19 protein-coding genes are annotated in these 20,511 nt (G+C 48.5%); 3 read left to right on the top strand and 16 right to left on the bottom strand.

Features of this window, described 5'->3' with window-relative positions; genetic code table 11:
• Positions 1-163: 163 nt before the first annotated feature.
• From BLQ13_RS11245 to BLQ13_RS28820, 4 genes are read right to left on the bottom strand one after another with little or no spacing between them, the layout of a single operon-like run.
• Positions 164-1,171, bottom strand: coding sequence for a DUF4340 domain-containing protein (locus BLQ13_RS11245; RefSeq protein WP_167375711.1), 1,008 nt, complete (start codon positions 1,169-1,171; stop codon positions 164-166).
• On the bottom strand, positions 1,168-2,562 hold the full coding sequence (locus BLQ13_RS11250; protein WP_090919244.1) for a GldG family protein: 1,395 nt from the start codon (positions 2,560-2,562) through the stop codon (positions 1,168-1,170). Before BLQ13_RS11250 ends, BLQ13_RS11245 begins: the two co-directional genes overlap by 4 nt.
• Before the next feature lie 4 nt (positions 2,563-2,566).
• Positions 2,567-3,283, bottom strand: coding sequence for an ABC transporter permease subunit (locus BLQ13_RS11255; protein ID WP_090919248.1), 717 nt, complete (start codon positions 3,281-3,283; stop codon positions 2,567-2,569).
• On the bottom strand, positions 3,280-4,428 hold the full coding sequence (locus tag BLQ13_RS28820) for an ABC transporter ATP-binding protein (protein WP_244159289.1): 1,149 nt from the start codon (positions 4,426-4,428) through the stop codon (positions 3,280-3,282). The genes BLQ13_RS11255 and BLQ13_RS28820 overlap by 4 nt, the downstream gene beginning before the upstream one ends.
• A 238-nt stretch (positions 4,429-4,666) precedes the next feature.
• On the opposite strand from BLQ13_RS28820, the gene BLQ13_RS11265 reads away from it, so the two are divergent.
• A complete protein-coding gene (locus BLQ13_RS11265; protein WP_244159290.1) occupies positions 4,667-5,740 on the top strand; it encodes a glycosyltransferase family 4 protein in 1,074 nt (357 codons plus the stop codon).
• A 316-nt stretch (positions 5,741-6,056) separates the two neighbouring features.
• Here BLQ13_RS11265 and BLQ13_RS11270 read toward each other — a convergent pair whose 3' ends face one another.
• Together BLQ13_RS11270 and BLQ13_RS11275 are read right to left on the bottom strand one after the other, a co-directional pair.
• Positions 6,057-7,547: a DHA2 family efflux MFS transporter permease subunit gene (locus tag BLQ13_RS11270; RefSeq protein ID WP_090919253.1), complete on the bottom strand. Its 1,491-nt coding sequence runs from the start codon at positions 7,545-7,547 to the stop codon at positions 6,057-6,059.
• 242 nt (positions 7,548-7,789) lie between these two features.
• Positions 7,790-8,149 (bottom strand): hypothetical protein, encoded by a 360-nt coding sequence (locus BLQ13_RS11275; RefSeq protein ID WP_090919256.1) that lies wholly within the window; start codon positions 8,147-8,149, stop codon positions 7,790-7,792.
• 193 nt (positions 8,150-8,342) lie between these two features.
• Here BLQ13_RS11275 and BLQ13_RS11280 point away from each other — a divergent pair, with 193 nt between their 5' ends.
• Complete coding sequence (locus BLQ13_RS11280; protein WP_090919259.1) at positions 8,343-9,581, top strand: glycosyltransferase family 4 protein; 1,239 nt, start codon at positions 8,343-8,345, stop codon at positions 9,579-9,581.
• Positions 9,578-9,748 carry a hypothetical protein gene (locus BLQ13_RS28515; RefSeq protein ID WP_167375712.1) on the top strand — a complete coding sequence of 57 codons (171 nt, stop codon included), beginning with the start codon at positions 9,578-9,580 and terminating at the stop codon, positions 9,746-9,748. Before BLQ13_RS11280 ends, BLQ13_RS28515 begins: the two co-directional genes overlap by 4 nt.
• 120 nt (positions 9,749-9,868) lie before the next feature.
• Here the strand turns inward: BLQ13_RS28515 and BLQ13_RS11285 are convergent, their stop codons facing one another.
• From BLQ13_RS11285 to BLQ13_RS11330, 10 genes are all read right to left on the bottom strand, one after another.
• Complete coding sequence (locus BLQ13_RS11285) at positions 9,869-10,423, bottom strand: GNAT family N-acetyltransferase (RefSeq protein ID WP_090919262.1); 555 nt, start codon at positions 10,421-10,423, stop codon at positions 9,869-9,871.
• A 260-nt stretch (positions 10,424-10,683) separates the two neighbouring features.
• Positions 10,684-11,400 carry a glycosyltransferase gene (locus tag BLQ13_RS11290; protein ID WP_090919265.1) on the bottom strand — a complete coding sequence of 239 codons (717 nt, stop codon included), beginning with the start codon at positions 11,398-11,400 and terminating at the stop codon, positions 10,684-10,686.
• 273 nt (positions 11,401-11,673) lie between these two features.
• Complete coding sequence (locus BLQ13_RS11295) at positions 11,674-12,390, bottom strand: glycosyltransferase (protein ID WP_090919268.1); 717 nt, start codon at positions 12,388-12,390, stop codon at positions 11,674-11,676.
• Positions 12,387-13,328, bottom strand: a complete 942-nt coding sequence (locus BLQ13_RS11300) for an NAD-dependent epimerase/dehydratase family protein (protein WP_090919271.1) — start codon at positions 13,326-13,328, stop codon at positions 12,387-12,389. Before BLQ13_RS11300 ends, BLQ13_RS11295 begins: the two co-directional genes overlap by 4 nt.
• Positions 13,310-14,137: a dTDP-4-dehydrorhamnose reductase family protein gene (locus BLQ13_RS11305; RefSeq protein WP_090919273.1), complete on the bottom strand. Its 828-nt coding sequence runs from the start codon at positions 14,135-14,137 to the stop codon at positions 13,310-13,312. Before BLQ13_RS11305 ends, BLQ13_RS11300 begins: the two co-directional genes overlap by 19 nt.
• Complete coding sequence (locus BLQ13_RS11310; RefSeq protein ID WP_090919276.1) at positions 14,134-15,120, bottom strand: polysaccharide biosynthesis protein; 987 nt, start codon at positions 15,118-15,120, stop codon at positions 14,134-14,136. The genes BLQ13_RS11305 and BLQ13_RS11310 overlap by 4 nt, the downstream gene beginning before the upstream one ends.
• On the bottom strand, positions 15,113-16,204 hold the full coding sequence (wecB, locus tag BLQ13_RS11315) for a non-hydrolyzing UDP-N-acetylglucosamine 2-epimerase (RefSeq protein ID WP_090919756.1): 1,092 nt from the start codon (positions 16,202-16,204) through the stop codon (positions 15,113-15,115). The genes BLQ13_RS11310 and wecB overlap by 8 nt, the downstream gene beginning before the upstream one ends.
• Positions 16,205-16,292: 88 nt before the next feature.
• Positions 16,293-17,924 carry a glycosyltransferase family 4 protein gene (locus BLQ13_RS11320; RefSeq protein WP_244159291.1) on the bottom strand — a complete coding sequence of 544 codons (1,632 nt, stop codon included), beginning with the start codon at positions 17,922-17,924 and terminating at the stop codon, positions 16,293-16,295.
• A 72-nt stretch (positions 17,925-17,996) separates the two neighbouring features.
• Positions 17,997-19,139 carry a CgeB family protein gene (locus tag BLQ13_RS11325; RefSeq protein ID WP_244159292.1) on the bottom strand — a complete coding sequence of 381 codons (1,143 nt, stop codon included), beginning with the start codon at positions 19,137-19,139 and terminating at the stop codon, positions 17,997-17,999.
• Between the two features lie 64 nt (positions 19,140-19,203).
• A complete protein-coding gene (locus BLQ13_RS11330; RefSeq protein WP_090919279.1) occupies positions 19,204-20,298 on the bottom strand; it encodes a CgeB family protein in 1,095 nt (364 codons plus the stop codon).
• Between the last annotated feature and the right edge of the window lie 213 nt (positions 20,299-20,511).

A 20,511-nucleotide genomic window follows, 5' to 3' on the forward strand; every position in this document is an offset into this window, starting at 1 on the left:
GGATGCGCGTCTGGCGTAATCGATATGCTGAAAGGATATGGTACTCTAACCTGCCCAGCTGGCTCACTTTTATAGGTTTGTGTCATTTTACTTTGTACTTTTTCCCTTGCAAAATAAAAAACAGTGCTGCATCTATAGCAACACTGCTCTGTTCTAACTTACCTCACTTCTTCGAAGATGTCTGGGACGTTGCAGGCTCTGAAGATACAGTGGAAGTTTTGAGCTTTTCCGCATCCTTCTCCACTTCTTTCAGACCAGCCGCATCCATCGCATAGGCCCACCCTTCATCCGGAGTGATCACCCAGATGGTATCTGGCTCGGAAGAGGTCGTCAGCAATCGATATACCGTAGTCGTCTCTTTCCCGTTTACCTGTTGCTGGACTGACAAAGTGGATCGAGGAATCGCATCTTTTAATTCGGACGCCTTACGAACGTCATCGGCGGTAGTCAAATTTTTAATTTGACCGATCAGCGATATCGCATCTTCTGCCTTAATGGATTTTCCATTGATGGTCCACGTATGTTCAGACGCCGTATCCCCTTCTGCTGATGCCTTCAACATCCAGCTTGATGCTTCGCCTTCCCATTCCAGCGTACGCACATTAGATTCATCCATATTAAATGGAGTTGTATCCAGCAGTTGGCGGCGTGTGAGAGCAATGTTGGTCACCGCATCATTTTTCACAGCAACCACCGCTCCTGAATTCACCTGAACATAATGTGCATCCCCCGCAGGTAACTGGTTACCAATAGCAATCTTGAATTCACGCCCATCTTTCACTTTAATATCCAGACGTGTAGCCGCAGTGCCCAAGCCGTACTTCTCAACATCCTTTGGCGACTCTTCGACAACCATCTCCTGGTCAGCACTACTCATCGCATCGAGCCAACTACCAACACTGTACTCATTAAGAGGATAGTTCTTCGGCTCAGTCATATGCCAGATGCCGTCCTTTAGTTCTAACGTTGACACAGCATCTGAATCTGTACCTGTTCCGGACTTATCTTCAGTCCCCTCATGCAGTGTAATCGCCTGAATATCTGCTGATGATATACCAAGAAGTTTGGCCTGCACGGCCTCTTCTTCTCGAAAATAATTCTGATTGGCCGCATACACCCAGCCTGCAATCAATATAACAACGACCACCAATGTTGGTATTATTTTTTTCATACCCGTTTGCGCCTCCACCATAAGAGTACACCGATGATCACAAAGATAAGCGGGAATGCCACAATCGCTACAAAAAAGATCGTTCTGGCCTGCTGACCATTCAGATACGCTATCTCATAACCAGCCTGTACGCGTGGACGAATCGTCAGACCGTCTTGTTTTTCACTCAAATAATTCACGGTATTCAAAATGAAATCCCGATTGCCGCCACTCGCAATTTCCGAATCCTGCATGAAAATGGACGACCCCAGAATGACGGCTTTGGGTTTGCCATCCAACGTATCCGCGGCATAACCGAGTTCGACAGGGCCCTGGATGTCCACCTCCTTGTCATTGTTCGTTTCATTTTGCAGCAAACCGCTAATATTGGTCTCTCCGTAACTGTCATCCGAGGAATGCATTAACGGAGACAGCTTGTATTTGTCCTGCTCCTTGCTGGTTAGTGCAATCGACAGAGACAGCATCGGGTACAGCTTGTTCTGAGCAAGCTTGTCTGTGATCGCATGACTTCCGTACTCAGGGGACACCCACAGCGGGCCCATTGTACTGGCTTGATTGTTATCCACCATAACTGCATGCTCATCAACTACACCGTAGTCAGCGATCAATGCGTCGATATTCTTCCAACTGGACTTCATATCTTCTGCAAAACCGAGGGATAATAACAGCTTACCTCCATTGCTCATATATGTCCGTACGGCCTTAAGCTCAGCATCACTCAGATCACGCTGTGGCCCAATAATAGCGAGTACATCGGCATCCTCAGGTACTTTACCAGCCTGATTCAGTTGCAACTCCTCTGTTGTGACATTATTCTGTTCCAGTGAAGATCGCAAAGTGCCCATCTGATCCAGACTTAGTTCTTCATGTCCGGTCAGGAATACCATTTTTTTCGTCTCCGTAGAGGAAAGGTTCATCAGTGCCTGTGTTAATTTCTCCTCACCCGTAAACTGGTAAGACCCGTCGCTACCGTCCCCGTTCGCAGTGAACAAGCTGGCAATATCAATGACCTTATGCCGGTCTCCCTGCTCCAGCACAATCGAGCTACCTGTGATCCCGTATTTGGAGGCAAGCGCAGGTTCCTGCGTCAAGTTGTACTGTTTCATTTTCAGCTTACTGCTGCGTTTAGTATATTCTTCAACCATATCCGCCACTTCGCGGTTCAGGACAGTATTGTTTGCATTTTCAACCGTTAACACGAGAATGTTGACATCATCTTTGACATTTTTGATCGCCGTTAGGGACTGTTCGGATAGTGTATATTGTTTATTCGAGGTCAGGTCGAGCTGGAAGCCGCCAAGCGAATTCAGGAACAGGGTTAGCAAAATAAAGATGCCAATCACCGCAACGGACAAGACGGTACTGTTGGTATGACTTAACCATTTTTTCATCTTCTCACCTCCACCGCTTCCGTTCCACAATTTGAATACTTAACAATAAAAACACACCCGTAAGTGTGACATAATATAGAACATCCGGTCCGCTCAGCACACCTTTGGTAAAGTTGTCAAAGTGCTTTGTCAGCGCAAACGGATCAAGCCATTTCTGTAAAGTGGACCCCGTATTACCTGCGAATGAATCAAGCATCCACAAAACGAGCAACATAATAAAACCCGCCACCGCAGACACCATCTGATGCTGAGACAACGTGGAAGCAAACACTCCAATCGCCATCATGCTGGCGCCGAGGAAGAACAAACCAAGTGCAGACAACCAGACGGATGTCAGATCCAGCTTCCCGTAGAAAGACATGATGAATGGATACACTAGACTGCACAGAATGAGCACGAGCAAAATGGCCAGTGAAGCCAAATATTTTCCGAAAATAATCTCGATCACTCGTGTCGGTGAAGTCAACAGTAACTCGTCTGTTCCCTGCCTGAACTCCTCTGCAACGAGTCGCATCGTTAACAATGGCACGACAAAAAGTAGCATGGACAATGTATCACCCAAGACCAGGCGATAGTCTACAATGCTCGGCTGAACATATACAAAGCTGGAGTAAAACAACAGACTCGTCATCAGCACGTATACGGCAAAAACAAAATAAGAGGTTGGTGACAGGAAATACGCCTGTAGCTCCTTGTTACAGATTGCCAGCATTCTTCTCATTGGCTTCCCTCCTCTGAACCCCGATTCGAGACCTTGGGATCAGATACGTCCTGCGCGTCTGCAGCATTATAGTTTTCTGGTTCGGACGTTGTTAACTTCAGGAATATTTGCTCCAAGCTCAGGTTTTCACGTTTCATCTCCAGAATTGGCAAACCTGCACCCGATAACAGATAAAACAGCTCTTCCCGGAAATCCTCGGACGTTTCCCCGGTGAGCCTTACGTGAACAGTAGAAGCTACATGAGATGTTGTATCGCCTGCATCTGGTGTATCGGTTGTCTCTGCTACTGAAACTGCTATATTATCTTCCCCTGCTAGTTCACTTGCTGTTGCTTCCAGATTACTATCAGAGGATGAAGACAACGAAGAGGTTGATGATAATGGAATAACTTCACTTTTTGCCTTCTCCCAAGGATTCAGCACCTGTAGCAGTTGTTGCTCCGTTGCTTTGACTTCAAGGGACACTTTGAAACGCTCTCCCACTGCAGACCCAAGTTCCTGCGGAGATCCATCGAGCACAAGCCTCCCTTGATTAATAATCAGCATTCGGTTACATAGTGTGCTTACCTCAGGCAAAATATGCGTGCTAAGTAATACGGTATGATTTTCACCCAGTTCCCGAATCAAATCTCTAATCTCGATAATTTGGTTCGGATCAAGTCCAGAGGTAGGTTCATCCAGCACCAGCAGGTCTGGCTTATGTATGATCGCTCCTGCTAATCCCAGCCGCTGTTTATAACCTTTGGATAATCCGCGCACCAGTTGTTTTTCCCTACCCTGCAATCCCAGCCTGCTGACCATCTCACTAATCCGAAGTTTGACCTCACGCGCCGGAACATCCCTCAGATTAGCGACAAATTTAAGATATGACTGCACCGTCATATCCGGATAAAGCGGCGGCGTTTCTGGAAGATACCCAATCTTCGAGCGAACACTACGCCCCTGATCATGGACCGATACACCATCGACCAGAACTGAACCTTCTGTTGGATGCAGATATCCTGTAATCATTCGCATCGTCGTCGTTTTGCCAGCACCATTGGGTCCCAAAAATCCAACGATCTCGCCTCGCTCCATGGTGAAGTCCAATTGGTGCACACCGCGCTGGCCTTCGTACACTTTGCTCACCTGTCTCACTTCGAGCACGTCCTTCATCCTTTCCCGTTAAAAATACCCATGTAGCGCGATTAAACACAACACGGGAAGTTATTTGTATGATATGGGATGTAGGCTAGCCTCAGCTTAAGATCACTTAAAATAAAGCTTAATTTTTTTTGTCTAAATTGTGAACTTTCAACATTGTACCCACACCCCGCCCTTGGGTCATACGTAACATACAGTACAGGAGAATGAGCTCCTGACCAAAAGTCAGAGGGTGAATCGTGTGAAAGTATTGTTCACGTTTTATGTTCCCAGCGGCGGTGTAGATACGCTTAACCGACTGCGAACTGCTGTATTGAAACGTCATGGCATAGAGGCACATCTATTGTATTTAAATACAGGTTCAGGCTTGCAGAATAACAGTGATACTCGTATTTTCACCGCATCCAGTGACCAGGATATTCATCATCTGATCCATAGTCAGCACTATGATGCCATTATTACCACTTCGGATATTGCCATGCCTGGCCGTTTGAGAGGTCTGGGTTACAAAGGACGGATTATTTTTGAAGCACAAGGTCTAGGCACGCGAGAACAAGCACTGGAAACCATTGAAATGGCCGTCCCCTACCTTCAAGCTCATTGCGATGCTGCTGTAATACCCCCAACCGATCATCTACTGGATATGTTCATCCATATTTGCCCTTGGCTTCATCGTTTTGTCATCCCCAACATGCTGGATACGGATGCTTTTGCCCCGATCGCTGTGGACACTCCGCCTTACCCGGTTCTTGCGTGGGTCGGACGTCTGGAGCACAACAAAAACTGGCGTGAGTTCCTCGAAATTTCCCATGCGATTATTAAAAAGAAACCACAAGCCAGGCTGTGGCTCTTCCACGATCCCACCTTGGCTAATCCGGAAGATGAGGTCATGTTTCGGCATCTGCTCGCCGAGTATGGATTAGAAGATCGCATCGGGATCTTTGTGAACGTTCCCCACTCGGAAATGCCAACCTTCTATTCCATGGTTGCTGCTTCAGGAGGGATTATGTTATCCACTTCTTTACTCGAAGGTTTCGGTTATGCCGTAGCCGAAGCCATTAGCTGTGGTTGCCCTGTACTCAGTACAGATTCGGATGGCGTTCGTTCATTTATTACTCACAACAAAACGGGTAAATTCTATTCGATTGGCGATGTGCATGCCGCAGTAAACGAGGCAATGGATCTAATGAACAACAAGAAACTTCGGGAATATATTCGTATCCAGGGAAGACAGCATCTGAGTATATCCTTTTCACCCGACCGATACGCAGCCTCTTTCCGCGAAATGATGACGGCGTTGAGAATTTTTCATTGAACGACTGATTAACTTGAACTATGTATGATTTACACGGACCACTCCGATGACAGAATAACCATCCAATCGCTGTTATCCCCAGATTTTTTGGATTCCCTTTTCCAAAGGGAAAAATCCGGTGATAAAGGCGAAGCGAATCCTTCCGAAGCAACTTTCTTCCAGAAAGCTTTTAGCTCCGCTTTTCCTGGTTTTTTCTGTCCTCTCCGTTTCTGTGTAAATAAATTAGTGCAAGTTATATCGAGAATTGGGTAATCAAAAGGCAGTCCAGAGCATATGCTTCTGAACTGCCTTAAATTTGTTATATATTGGAAATCTATTAATGTCCCATCATCATCGCAGGGTCAGGACTATCTCCTGTCTGTAATTCCGGTTCCGGTTCAGCCGTACGCTTCGGTTTACGCAGAATCAGACTAAGCACACAACCGAATAGCGCAATACACGCCGCGAGGAGAAACGTATCATTGAATCCGCTCACCAGTCCGTTAACGATATCTGCTTTTTCCGTGCCCATTGTGTTGCTTGTCACACGAGAGGTAAGGAATCCCGTCAGACCCGCTACCGCAAAGGAAACAACAACCTGCTGCGCAGCAGCAGTTAATGGTGTCACACGGGCCACCAGTTTACGCGGTGCCGCATTCAATACGTGTGTGTTCAGTGGCATCATGGACAAGCCCATACCAAATCCCATCATAAGCAAGGCGGTAATAATAAGACCTAGCCCTGTCGTAGCTGTAATCGAGGACAAAATAAACAACGCTCCTGAAATAATACCCAGACCTACAAAGGCGAGCGGTCTTGCTCCAATCTTGTCAAACAATCGGCCACCCAGTGGCATGGAAATCCCGGAAGCCAGCGCTTGAGGCAACAGGATTAGTCCTGTCTCGAGTGCCGTGTATCCTTTGATCTGCTGCAAGTAGAGCGGGATCAGAATCATGGAGCCGAACAAAGCCACTTGGGCTACCCAAGCTAGGACAATACCTCTGGAGAAGTCGGAAGAGGTAAACACCCGAAGCTCAAGCAACGGATTTTTTTGACGAAGCTCTACGATAATAAACAGGATAAGCGCTACTCCGCCAACAATAACACCCGTAAGTGTTGTCGCAGACGTCCAGCTCGTGCCGCCTTCACTTACACCATACGCCAGCATGGAAAAAGCAATTGGTGCAAGAATCATTCCCAGCAAATCCAGAGCAGGTGTACGACCACGGTCGGTATCCGGTAAGAATCGAACACAGAGAATGAAAGCCGCAATACCAATCGGCAGGTTAATCAGGAAAATCCAGTGCCAGCTGACCGATTCAATAAACCAGCCGGACAATACCGGACCGAGCGCAGGAGCAAGCAGCATCGGAATACCGAGCATCCCCATAATGGAACCTCTGCGTTCTGGCGGAGCCAGACGAAACACCATGGCCATCCCGATTGGAGCAACCATACCTCCGCCAAGTCCTTGAATGACACGAAATAGAATCAGCTGCTCTGGGGATTGAGCAATCGAACACAATACAGAGCCAAGGGTAAACATGGCAATCGTGAATAAAAATACTCTTTTGGCCCCGAAACGGTCGGTCAGCCATCCTGCTAGTGGAATTACAGCGGACAAGGCGAGTGTATACCCTGTAACTGTCCATTGAATGGTTTTCAGGTCTGTCTCGAAGTACTGTACCAGATTTGGAATAGCTACGTTAACGACCGTGCTGTCCAGAATGACCATAATCATGCCGACGATAATCGATAGAAGCGGCAGGATAATCGTCTTAATTGAAAATTCTTCTGTCTCCTGTGGTACTGATGTTTGTTGTTTCACGCATTCACTCTCTTTTCCGGCGTCGCAATGGCTTCAGGATGACCCGGCCTGCGGACTGCCTATAATGACGATTGTTTCAAACCATCGTTTTAAATCATTGTTTTAAACTTTCGTTTTATACTGGTTTAATTTTAATGAAAATACCTTTGCTGTCAAGCTATTTTTCAAGGCACCGTTTTATATAAAAAAACGACAAAAAAAAGAAGCAGGCCTCTCGCCTGCTCCGTATCGTTGTGTACACATTAATCAGCAAGTTTGATCATCTGATGCTCCGACAATACACCGATGAGCTGTCCTTCCCCGCTACGACAGTAGATTCGAATCAACAGATGGTTTGGTACAGAACTATTACTTATGATTTTCAACTCACAGATTTCGCCGGACACATTCAGATTATGAATGACATAACTATTTGCTGCCGTTCCGGAGCCTGGGTTTACATGAAATAAGTTTCGGTACATTTCTCCGTAAATTCCGCCTACTCCAACGTATATATCTGTTCCTTCCCCATCTCCAACATAAGCAACTTCCACATCCATATATTTCACAGGAATAAACGTCTGAAGCAAATTCTCATGCATCTGGATAATATATACGGCCATCTTGTATCCCTCCTGCGGAGCCTGAATTCTTCGCAATTCTCCCTGTAGACAGAATATGTTTCTTCTCGTCCATTGGCATGTACAGTCACCTAATTTTAAGGATTGCAACGGATGCCCGACCTGAACTCCCGTTTATTTCATAGAATAACAGGATAGGAGTTCGGCCTGTGCAGGCCGCGACAAGGAGGTCATTATGAGAGTTCTGCTCGTTACGTATTGGGAACTTACACATATGGGAGGCATCTGGACATATATTAAACAACTCGCCGACAGACTCGGTGCCCTCGGTGTTGAAGTGGATATCATGGGCACAAACAGCGCCAGAAATGAAGTATATGTTCGTAATCTCAATCATTCATTCTCGAAAGATCTGGTATGGCCCATGCTGCAAGCCAAGCTTAACCCAACCGACCTTCCACAATTCACAGCTGACTCACTGCTGGCCTATTACGAATTGAACAGATATGCTTTTGAGATGGCTGCTTCCTATCTTGGCGTGGAACAGTATGACGTTATTCATGCTCAAGACCCTGTTGCAGCTGTAGCGATCAAACGGATTATGAAGCGAAACATACCGCTCGTTACAAGTTACCATGGAGCTCTTGCTCGCGAAGCGTTCTACGATGAGCAAAATTCCAACCCACAGTTAATACTATCTGCCTATTTGCAATCCAAACGCGGACGTTATTTCCTCTCACTGGAGCAACGCAGCGCGGCGCAATCTGAATTGATTCTGGTGTCGAGTCACTGGATTAAAAGCACGGTGACTGAACTCGGCGTGCCGGAGTCCAAATTCAGACAAATTCCGTATGCTGTCGATCTGCCGAATTATCGTAAAGCTGCCGCTGCCAGGTTCCCTCATCGCGCACCTGCGGGCAAGAAGGTTATTGCTTTTACCGGAAGACTTGAGTATATCAAAGGGGTTCATGTGCTGATCAAGGCGCTCGCCAGCCTGAAGACCAAACGTTCGGATTGGGTGTGCTGGATTGCAGGAGAAGGCAATCTGCTGGATGAGTTACGTGGTCAGGCTTCTAACGCTAGTATTGCCGAAGATATCGTATTCTGGGGCAAGCTGGACAACATCCCTTCTTTTCTCAAACATGCGGACATTTATGTGCAGCCAAGCCTTCAGGACACACAGCCTTTTTCTGTTACCGAAGCACAGCTTGCAGGCGTTCCAGTCATCGTCAGCGGCACAGCGGGCATGCCCGAAATGGTTGAACCGGGGCACACCGGGTGGGTTGTTCCCACGCAAGATGCCGATTCACTCAGCGAGCTGCTGCATGCGCTGCTTGAGGATGATGCAACTCGCAAAAAGGTAGGAGCCGCCGCCAAATCATGGGCTGAACAGCATCGCTCCTTGGAAGAAATGGGGTTACGTACACTGGATGTATATCAAGAAGCGATCTATAGAGGAGGACTCCGGGCATGACCTTGCTTGTTCCAAGTGATCTGTATAATCGCTGGTTTTCCGTTCCCGTCTCCACGCCCCACATTGAGGTGGATTACGAGACGATGAACGCACTTATGCAAAAGCTTCCGAAAGGATATGTGTTTCCCGATCCGGTATCCATGGTTATTTTGAATGAAAAGGACTAAAAAATTGCTCCCTGAGCAGCCTCTTCAAGGCTAATGTGCAAGCATTACAAAAAGAAGCCACAGATCTAAATCTGTAGCTTCTTTTTTTCATAATCTACTCATACCTCAACTTTTTTCTAATTAATCGGATGCCAACTTTGAATACATATACAGATCATTAAACGTATCCATCGAACCTGGTTCTGCTCCACTTCCCACTCTCTCGTAACCTCTCAACGTTCCTTCCCGTGTGAAATCTAGCTTCTCCAGCAATTTAATAGAGCTCACGTTACGGGGATCAACTTTTGCCTCAATCCGATTGAGTTTCAAAGAAGAGAAGCCGTGAGTTAATAGAACAGATACAGCCTCCATTGCATACCCTCTACCCCAGTAAGCTTTGGCCAGATCGTACCCGATCTCGGCTCTAGCTTGTTCATTATCAAGATAGTTATAACCGCAGGAGCCCATGATCACACCCGATTCCTTTTCAATAATGGAGAAGCGGATAGCCTTCTTTTCCTTAGCCAGATCAGCGAGCAACTGAATCATCTCCAGCGCTTGTTTTTCATCCGAGAACGGGGAAATATTCATAAACATGGCGACCTCTGGGTCAGACCATACCTGAAAGAGCTCAGTCGAGTCGGAAGCTTTCATTTGACTTAAATGTAGTCTTGTCGTGTGTAATTCGGTAATCAATACGTTAACCTCCATTATTAGTAGTTAATAGTCCGGTTATCCAATATTGATATCTGCGCATCATTCAGTCCCTTCTATGTACAAGTCACCGTTCATTATACAGGAATTTCGCTATCTCATCCTTTTCAAAAAAAGAGCGAATACCTGAGTAGCATCTTCCACTGCTGCTCAGGTGTTCGCTCCTCATACTCCGTATTTTAGCTAATCATCCTGCTGATCCATGTTGCTCTGCTAGATAGACCTACAATTGCAATCGCCCATCATTTCCAATACCCGCCAACGTGCAACAAATTAAGCAAGATTGGACGGTGTTTCTCCTGAACACGTTCCATCTCCGCGACCAGTTCCTTGAAATGACGTTTCGTACCCATCGACTCGTGCAGCCGGTAACACATCAGTGGTTCATTAAAGTAAAACAGCTCATACATCGGGAATAATCTCAGCCACATCTCATAATCATGCGTATACCGAAAATCCGTGTCGAACACCCCAAAGCGCTCAAACGCCTCCATCTCCACCATTACCGTACATCCATTAATCGGGCAGCCTTCCATCAGCACCTGCAACATTTCCAGACGGCTTCCCACCTCAGGCTGCACCGTATCCAGCCATTCGCCATGCTCATTTACGTAATGATACGCCCCATGACAGAACGACGCTTGGACATCAAGCATAAACTTCAACTGTTTTTCCACCCGGTTCAGCAGCATCACATCATCCGAGCTGAGCCAGACAAAGTAGTCCCCTGTTGCATGTTTGATGCCTTCGTTGAGCGCGGTCGCTGTGCCGCCATTCTCTTTGCGAATGTAATGAATCTCATCCATAAACGAATCCAGCCGCTCCACATGTTTGGTCGATCCGTCATCCACCACGATCACCTCAATATGTGGATACGTCTGGTGAAGGGCGCTATGAACGGCCTGCTCGATATATGGACAATTATAAAAAGGAATCACGATCGAAACCTTCGGCTCCATCCGGGTATCCCCTTCCTCCTCAAATCTGTGCAAAGCAAACTCTTGCGTCTCCTCCAGTATATGAAGGTTTCAACCCGCAGTATCGGGCATTCACAGCAGGGTGAACGTACATTTTGCAGCGTATCGCAGAACCGTCACAGTCTTCGGCATCCTCATGCATATAGAGCTCATGATTATGCGTACGTCCCATATCCTAACCTCTCTCTTACCAAAAGGCTGCGCCAAAGAAGCCGCTAATCAGCACGCTACGCGGCTTCATAACGGCCCCTTACGCTACCCGCCGAGTGCAGCAATACGCTGCAACAACGGTTCGCGATACCTCGACCAGACCATGGACGCTTCTCTGCCGATCACGTCCGCATGACGCACCGATCCCATCCCCCCATGCCAGCGATACGCCGTTAGCGGCTCATTCAGGTACGGGAAGCGATGACCATTAAGCAGTATTCGCAGCCATAGATCCAGGTCATGGGTATAAGGCAACAGTTCATCAAACAGCCCTACGCCGCTGAATAGATCCTTACGAATCATGACCGTGCATCCGTTGACCGGATTACCGCCATTAAAACGGCGTAGACAATCCAGTTCAGACATCGGCTCAGGCCCGCCATGCATTTTGGTCACCGCCGAATGTTCATTGATATAGTGAAAATTCGTATGGGAGACCAGAACATTTTCACGTTGCATGAATTCAAGCTGGTAACGAATTTTATCAGGATAAAAGAAATCATCCGAGCTCAGCCAAGCCACATAATCCCCCGAAGCATGCCGAATGCCGTGGTTCAGTGCAGAGGCGGTGCCGCCGTTGCTTTTGCCCAGTACATTAATCCGGGGCAGATAAGGCTGGAGTAGCTCCGCATGTCTTGTTGAGCCGTCGTTAACAACGATAATCTCGACCTCGGGATAGGTTTGATCCAGCGCACTCTGAATCGCCATCGGCACGTAAGGGCAATTGTAGAACGGAATCACGATGGATACACGCGGATTCATCCTGTTGTCCTCCCTTGCTGGGTACGAACATCACTCAAAATATCGCGTAGTGATGCCTCAAATGTGATCTGCGGTTGCCAGCCCAATTTGCGCAGTTCCGACATTTCCTCTTGTTTCCCTGCTCCATCCGGCCCAGATGAAGTACCATCCCAGCGGATCGGTACTTTGGCTTCTGTCATCGACATCAACAGATCAGCGATCTCGCCAAGGCTCCGTTCCACCCCGGACACCACCGGATATACGGTTCCGCTGGTGCCATGCACCAGTAAGGTAGCATACGCGCGAACCGCATCCCGTACATCCAGAAAATCACGTGTATTATCTCGCCCGGATAGACGAAACGCTTCTGTTTTGCCCGTCTGCTCACAAGCAACCACATGGCGGGCAAGCAGAGAGCAGATGCCCGTAGAGGGCCCGGCACCGATCAGATTACCCGGTTCTGCCAGCATGATCTGCTGACCGAACAGGGACTTCCAAGACAGTGACACCATCTCTTCCAGCGCTTTGCTTAAGCTGTAAGGATGTGGTGGCTGGGGTATGCGCCCAGGTTCCGGTGTGTACTTGAGTCTGGACCCTACAATTACCGTTCTCGCCTTCGGACAGATGCGTAGAGCATCCAGCAGGTATAACACCGCCATTACGTTCGTTTCGAGCACTAACAGTGGATCAGCCCAGGAATCTGGTACCGAGTTTTTGCCAGCGAGATGAAGCACATAATCCGGCTCGATCTCCTGAATCAGTTCACGAACTTGTTCCTTATTATTGAGATCACAGACATATACGTCCACGTTTTTACCAAACGAATATACATCCGGCCGCCTAACAACGGCTACAACATCCGCACCGGCACCTTGAAAATAGGTTACAGCATGTCGTCCTGTAAAACCGGAGGCGCCTGTAATCAGTACTTTTTTGCCCGTCAGCTCTGCTCCATCCATAATGCCAGCTCCTTCAGCATAGTTGAATAGTCCGGCAGGTTTGTCTTCACATCCTCACGGGTGGATAGCAGCGTGCGATCCTGAACCATGTTATCATCCGGTATAATCTTCACATCCTGTTTATTCCAGACCTGCTGGAACAATACAAGCAGATCATGTTTGCTGACTGGTGCAGGATGAGCAAGATGGATCAGGCCACTGACTGGAGAATCCAGATAATGGTCTACCCATTTGGCAAGTTCAAGTGTGGTTACGCCATTCCAGAAGACACGTGTGTACCCGCCGACCTCACCCGTGCTGGACATAAACCACTGCATCAGACCGATACCACCCTGCCGGATTTCAGGTCCAATAATGGACGTCCGTATCGTCAGATGCCCTTCATCCTGTACTTCACCGAGTGCTTTCGTAATCGCATAGGAGGACGTACCGTCCGTCACATCGTCCTCCCGATATGCTCCGCGATCACCGCTGAATACACAGTCTGTGCTGATATGGATTAGACGTGCACCAATGGAATCGGCCATCCGCCGCAGGCGATGCGGCAGAAAACCGTTGATATGATAGGCGCCAATTTTATCTTCATCCGCGAAGCTGTTCAGCACACCAACCGCGTTAATGATGACGTCCGGGTGCACCGCTTCTACAAGCCTGTCGACCATGAAGCTGTCATTCACATCCAGGATCAACCCATTCGGATCAGTCACGTCCCGCGTGGTGTAGAAGACGCTATGCACACCTTGACGGCGGAAATAGTCGACCAGAATATGGCCGGCCATTCCGTTTCCCCCAAGAATCAGCAGCTTCATGATAGAAACCCTCCACGCTTCAGAATTTCACGAATCTCTTCTTTGGTCATAAGTTGGTGCTCGGAACTAAAGCTGCTGTATGGCACCGGTGGGCAGTTGGTGTAATGTTCACGCAATCCTGGAATGCCGAGCGTAGGCAAAATCACCAGATACTGTTCGTCGTAGACAACCGTCGTCATGCTCTCGAATTCACTCATCAGAATTTCATGGATTTTCTCACCTGGACGAACGCCACGTTCTACAATCGCTACGTTTTCTACACCGGAATCTTCAATGAGAACCTCGGCAAGATCGACAATCTTGCATGTTGGCATCGTCATAACAAAGATTTCGCCGCCAACACTTTCTACCGAGGCTTTGAACAGAAGTTTGATCGCGTCCTTAAGTGTAAGGAAGAACCGGGTCATGCCCATATCCGTAATGGATACCTGGCCTTTTTGGCGAATCTGGTTTTTGAACAGATGCACTACACTGCCGTTGGTGCCGAGCACATTGCCGCCCCGTACCGTGACAAACTTCGTATCACTATGAAGCAGGTTCGCATAAACAATCAATTTCTCACCGATCGCCTTGGTCATTCCATAGAAGTTCGAAGGATTGGCCGCTTTGTCGGTCGAAATATAGATGACTTTTTTCACTTTATTTTCAATCGCCGCTTCAATGACATTCTGTGTGCCGATCACATTTGTTTTGAGTGCTTCATAAGGCTGGTCTTCACATACCGGTACATGCTTCAGTGCAGCCAGATGGAAAACATAGTCCACATGCTGGCAGGCCGCCGTCAAGGCATCCTTGTCACGAATATCACCAATGCGGAAATGAAGGCGCGGGTCTTCAAAATCACGGCTCATCGCTACCTGACTGGACTCGTTGCGAGAGTACACAATAATTTCTTTTGGCTGCTGGGGCAACAGTTGAGCGACAAGCTCATACCCCCATGATCCCGTACCGCCAGTCACGAGTATACGCTTATTTTCAAACATGCATTTTCCCTCCAAGCAGAAATTTGACCACTTTACTGGACACATCTGTTGCCTTGTAACCTTGCGGACAATCCCAGTCATTTGGCAGTTTGGTCATCACGTTCACACAATCCGCAATGCGGGCGGCATCCAGGCCGGAGACCACATTGCTGCCACAGTCTACCGTTTCCGGACGTTCTGTCGTGCGACGCATCGTTACGGTAGGCACCCCCATGATGCAACATTCCTCCTGAACCGTTCCGCTGTCTGTGAGCGCACAGCGTGCATGTCGCTCCAGCATGACAAAGTCGAAAAATCCAAACGGCTCATGGAATTCCACCAGCGGATGCATCTCCAGCTGCAGATGTTCGGCAATGCGAATCGCTGTTCGCGGATGAATGCTGCATATCACGCGTTGCCCATGTTCCTCCGCGACTTGATTTAGCCCTTTCATAATCTCCAGCAGATGAGGAGGGTGATCGACATTTTCAGCCCGGTGAGCGGTAACGAGAAAATATTGTCCGGGCTTCAGCTTGAGCTTTTTCAGAATTTTGCTGGCATTGACCTGTGGACCGTAATGTTCCATCACCTCGTAGATCGGATTGCCCGTAAGCACAATGCGGCGGCTAGGCACACCTTCACTGACAAGATGTTTCTTACTTTGTTCGGTGTAAGGCATGTTAATGGTCGAGATCGCATCAATCACGCGGCGGTTTTTCTCCTCTGGCACATCCAGATCGAAGCAACGATTGCCAGCCTCCATGTGAATTACCGGAATACCCATACGTTCAGCAAGTACCGCACACAAAGCGCTGTTGGTGTCTCCAAGCAGGAGCAATTTGTCAGGCTTCTCCTGCTGAATTAAATCTTCCATTTGAGTAAACATGGAGGACAGCTGTCGCCCCAATGAGGCGGCTTCATCCTGAAGAACGTAATCCGGGGCACGCAGACCCATTTCCTTGAAAAAAAGACCGCTGAGACTTTCTGTGAAGTTCTGTCCCGTGTGCACCAGAATATGTTTGGACGCATACTGGTCCAGCTTGGAAATGATCAGGCTGAGTCGAATAATCTCAGGTCTCGTACCCAGCACCGTCATGATCTTCATCGTCATCCCTGCCTTCTGTCGTGTGTTAGAAACCCCTTTTCTTGTATTAAAGTCCCTCTCTTTTAACGTGCGTTATGAACCTTGTCTATTACCGTGACTTGGAACCTTTGCGTGCCGTCCGGCTACGTCGTCTGTTCCTGGAAGAGCGTCTGCGAGTGGACAAATTCGAGCCAGATGTGTGCCGCCTTTTGACTTTACGAGTACGAGCCGAACGGCTCTTCTTCCCGGTTTGAATCGTTCGTTTCAACTCTTTGAGCTTGCGGCGAGAAGTGGGAACCTGTTTTTTACGATGGCGTTTACCTACAAGAATTTCTGGCTCAGTCCGTTGATCTTCTTCGCGGGGTTTCCCTGCCCCCTCTCCCTGCTGTGTTACGGTTATCGGAGGCAACGAAGAACGAGGAAGAAGCTGTACAATACTCTCTGGAAGCAACAACGTTCGAATAAGGGCCGGATCGGGATTCATCACTGTACGCAGTCCGCCTTCTCCCCACGCCAGCACAGGACCACTCGGTGGCTGGATATATGTGAACCATCCGGGAAAACGCAATAACCACTGTGTGACCATCGTATGCAACTTCACCCGGTAGGTTTCGATTCCATACAGCTTTTCCGCTTCTGTCCGGTTACGCCATCCGGTATCGGAAGCAAGCTCGGAATCATTCAGTAATGTCGTAGCCAGCGTAACGAGTGCATCACTATCCCCAGGCGGAGCCAGAAATGCACCGCTGCCTACGGATTCCATCAATTCACTGAGGCCACCCTGGGCAAAAGCGATGACTGGTTTGGCAAAATAAAGCCCCTCCAGCGCAGTCATACCGAAGCCTTCTTTTACCATGCTGGGAATGACCACAATATCCATTGCGGAGTAGGCCAACGATACATTTTCCTCAAACGTGGTAAACGTAAAGCGCCTTGCATACCCGGAGCGTTTCACCTGATAAACACATTCGTCGTAATACTTTTTGTCTGACGGTGCGCCTATGATCCAGAAGCGACAGCGTGAATGAGTCTCACACAGCTTCAGTGCCATATCAACAAAGGGTTTTAATCCTTTGGCATCATATATAAAGGAAGAAATATAACCGATACAGGTGTGCGAAGACTTGAATCTAAGCTCCTTACGTTTTCGCTCACGCAGATGAAGCCAGCGGTCCGGTGCAGGCAGAGCAGGCTCCCATGTCGGAGGAATAATCGTCACCCTGTCACTCATACCTGCTTGTTTGAACGGTAACGCTGCTGTCTCGGAAATCCCGATAATCCAGTCTGCATACCGGCCAATCATCTGGATCGCTTCAGGTGTGTGCTCATTCGTTTGAATAATCTCGGTAATTTTCCAGATGACTGGAATCCCGAGCGATTTTGCTGCTACAGCAGGCATGACATTCACGCAGGTATTAGTCAAAACCATATCCGGCTCGTGACTTCGGATCAGCCAGAGCGCATCCTGAAATGCCGGAGTGTGCCGCAGATGTTCCGCATCTTGTGCAATCCCCTGATACGGTGTGTACACACCGTGAAGCATCGGCAAATTACATATATGAACCTGAATGCCAAACCTTCGTGCAAGTCCGGTAAGTTTCCCTTCCTGCGGTGCAACAAGCACACATTCAAAGATCGTGCCAATCTCTCTCATAAAATGAAGCAAAAGCTTCTCCGCTCCTGTAATACTGCGGGTATTACACACATGGGAAAACAGCATCAGTTTTGGTTTCATTGCCATGGCCGCACACGGACCCCGTATACAACAGACAAGCTGATACGGGGCACTGTGCACACCTCCTCCTGGCCGAGATTAAGGGAATATAATGCTTAGCAACTCATTGATTCTTCGATCATACGTGTGATCTTTTAATGTCCGTTCAAGCCCACGCAGGGCAATCTCACGCCGCTCTTTCTCATGTGCGAGGTAATAATCGACTTTCTCAAGCATTTCTTGCGGTGAAGAATACGTTTCGATCTCTACCCCTGGTTTATAGAAACGCGCCAGATCGTCGCGTGCATCGGTTAACTGCAATGTTGTGCTGGCGGCAATCTCGAACGTTCTCGGGTTTGGTGAGGCTGGCGGAATTTTGATCTGATTATTGTTGACTGAGTCATCCTCATGGGAGCGATGCAGATTGATAACGATTTTGGTGCCGTTGTACACATCATTTGTTTCTTGAGGACTCATCCAGCGACCCAGCTCAATTTTCTCGCCATAAGCCGTATAGTCAGGCAGTCGATCCCACCAGATGCCGTTAAAGACTGTATTATGTGACATGAGTTGCGGCATAATCGGGTTGAAGAAATATACGCGGTTCCAGTATGCCGAGCCGATAAAGCTGACATCTCTTTTCAGTGGGGAAGGGGTTGTGATTGGGAAGTAGTGGTTCGTAAAAGCGGCAAAAGGCATATAATGCACGGATGCGCAGCCATGCTGGCGATACAGTTCTACACAATTCAGTTCCAGTGTGAATACATGATCATAATGCTTCACGATCTCCAGAGTCATATCCGTATAATACGGATCATCTGTGAGCCAGATCGCCGTCTGAATACCCGCTTGACGTATGGCATCGATCTGCTCGATAGGGATATCCATCCCGTCCAGCACAAGCACCAGGTTAGGACGAGTTTCCAGTGCAACTTGAGAGACCGGCTGGCGAGGATCAGACAGCGTCACCTGAGCAACCATCCCCTGAAGCGTGGACATAATGGCTTCATCTAGCGGAGAGTAAGGGAAGCCTTTACCCGAAGAAACATAGAGCACATGAAGTTGCCGGAAAGGTAGCGGCTCCTGAGCACAATTTACAATATAGTTGGCGCGGCCCCGCAGATACCCTTCTTCTTTGCCTGCGTCAAATCCGGCCTGCCTTCCATTTTTACGAGCCTGATCTGCCAGGCTGAGTATAGGTGGTTGATGAACCTTTCTGGTTTTACGGTGTTTGATAGACATACCGCCACTCCTTTTTATTTGGGATAACGTTGCTTCCTGAGGTTGCCCTTCCACTGAAGAGACACTACAGATGTCCTAACAACTCGGTAATGCGGCGGTTAAACGTATGACGATTCATGGTAGTGAGCAGACCTCGCCAAGCGAGAGTCTGGCGTTCTTCTTCATGATGCAAGTAATAGTGGATCTTGCGCTGCAATTCTGCCGCTGAGGAGAACGTTTCAATGTCATACCCTGGCTGATAATAACGGGGCAAATCTCCGCGAGTATCGGTAATCTGCATCGTGCCACAGGCACCGATCTCATAGGTGCGCGGATTGATCGATCTCCCCTGTAAATGATGGGTGTTTCGATTATCCTCACCATTCTCGCAAGTTCGGTGTACGTTAATCACGATTTTGGCGCCATTGTAATAATCAACCGTTGCCTCCGGGTCAATCCATCCTTCGTGAATGAACTGCCCCAGTACATCCAGCCGTGCCAGCCGATTCCACTGACTTCCGGCAATGAACACTTTTTTATCCGCAAGGTAAGGTGCAAGCTGATTAAACAGATCAATCCGGTTCCAAAATCCAGTGCCAATAAAGCAAACATCGTATTGATATTGCGGCTCGGTGCGGCACGGATGATACATGCCTGGATTTACTGCCAGTGGCATGTAAATGACCCGTCGTGCTCCCTGGTTTGTGTAGAAGGGCACAGCTGCCTCTTCATGAGTAAACACGATGTCGTAATGCTGACAGATGGTCGCGGTATCCTCCGTGAAATAGGGATCATCGACAAACCATACCGCCGTTCGAATCCCCAGTTCACGTATTCCCTTCACCTGCTCCAGGTGATTCTCGGGAAATACGTGCAGACCGTTCATCACAAGAACAACATCAGGCCGGTGTTGGCTGGCTTCTTGCAACATCGCTGCTGGCGATCCAACAACGCATTCTCGAACCGACTGTTGCAGTGCCAGAATGACACCCTGATCAATGGCATCGAATCCCTGCGGGATATACAGTACCTTCATGTCCCGCAGGGTCGGTTCGAACGGTTGCACCCGCTCCATGATGGCCTGACAGCCGCCAAACCTGCGGCCTTCTGCATATCCGCCGCGGTAGGCCGCCTCCGCTTCAGTCAGCGGGCGGTGTCTTCGTTTTGCCACATTCTTCACCCTGTCTTCCTTCAAGGAGATCTCATTCCTGACTCTCCACGAGATTGGTCTTCCCTCTAAAGGATATGCCTCGGGGTCAGATGCATCATGGACGGGTGTCCTGCAAGGCTCAAAATTGGCGTCTGCCCTCCATGTTCGCCTGCACGGGCATGTCCGCTACTGCGGTCATGCAAATAGCCCGGAGGGATCTGTCCCTCCGGGCTGTAGCCTTAA

The organism is Paenibacillus polysaccharolyticus (assembly GCF_900102085.1).
GTDB lineage: Bacteria > Bacillota > Bacilli > Paenibacillales > Paenibacillaceae > Paenibacillus > Paenibacillus polysaccharolyticus.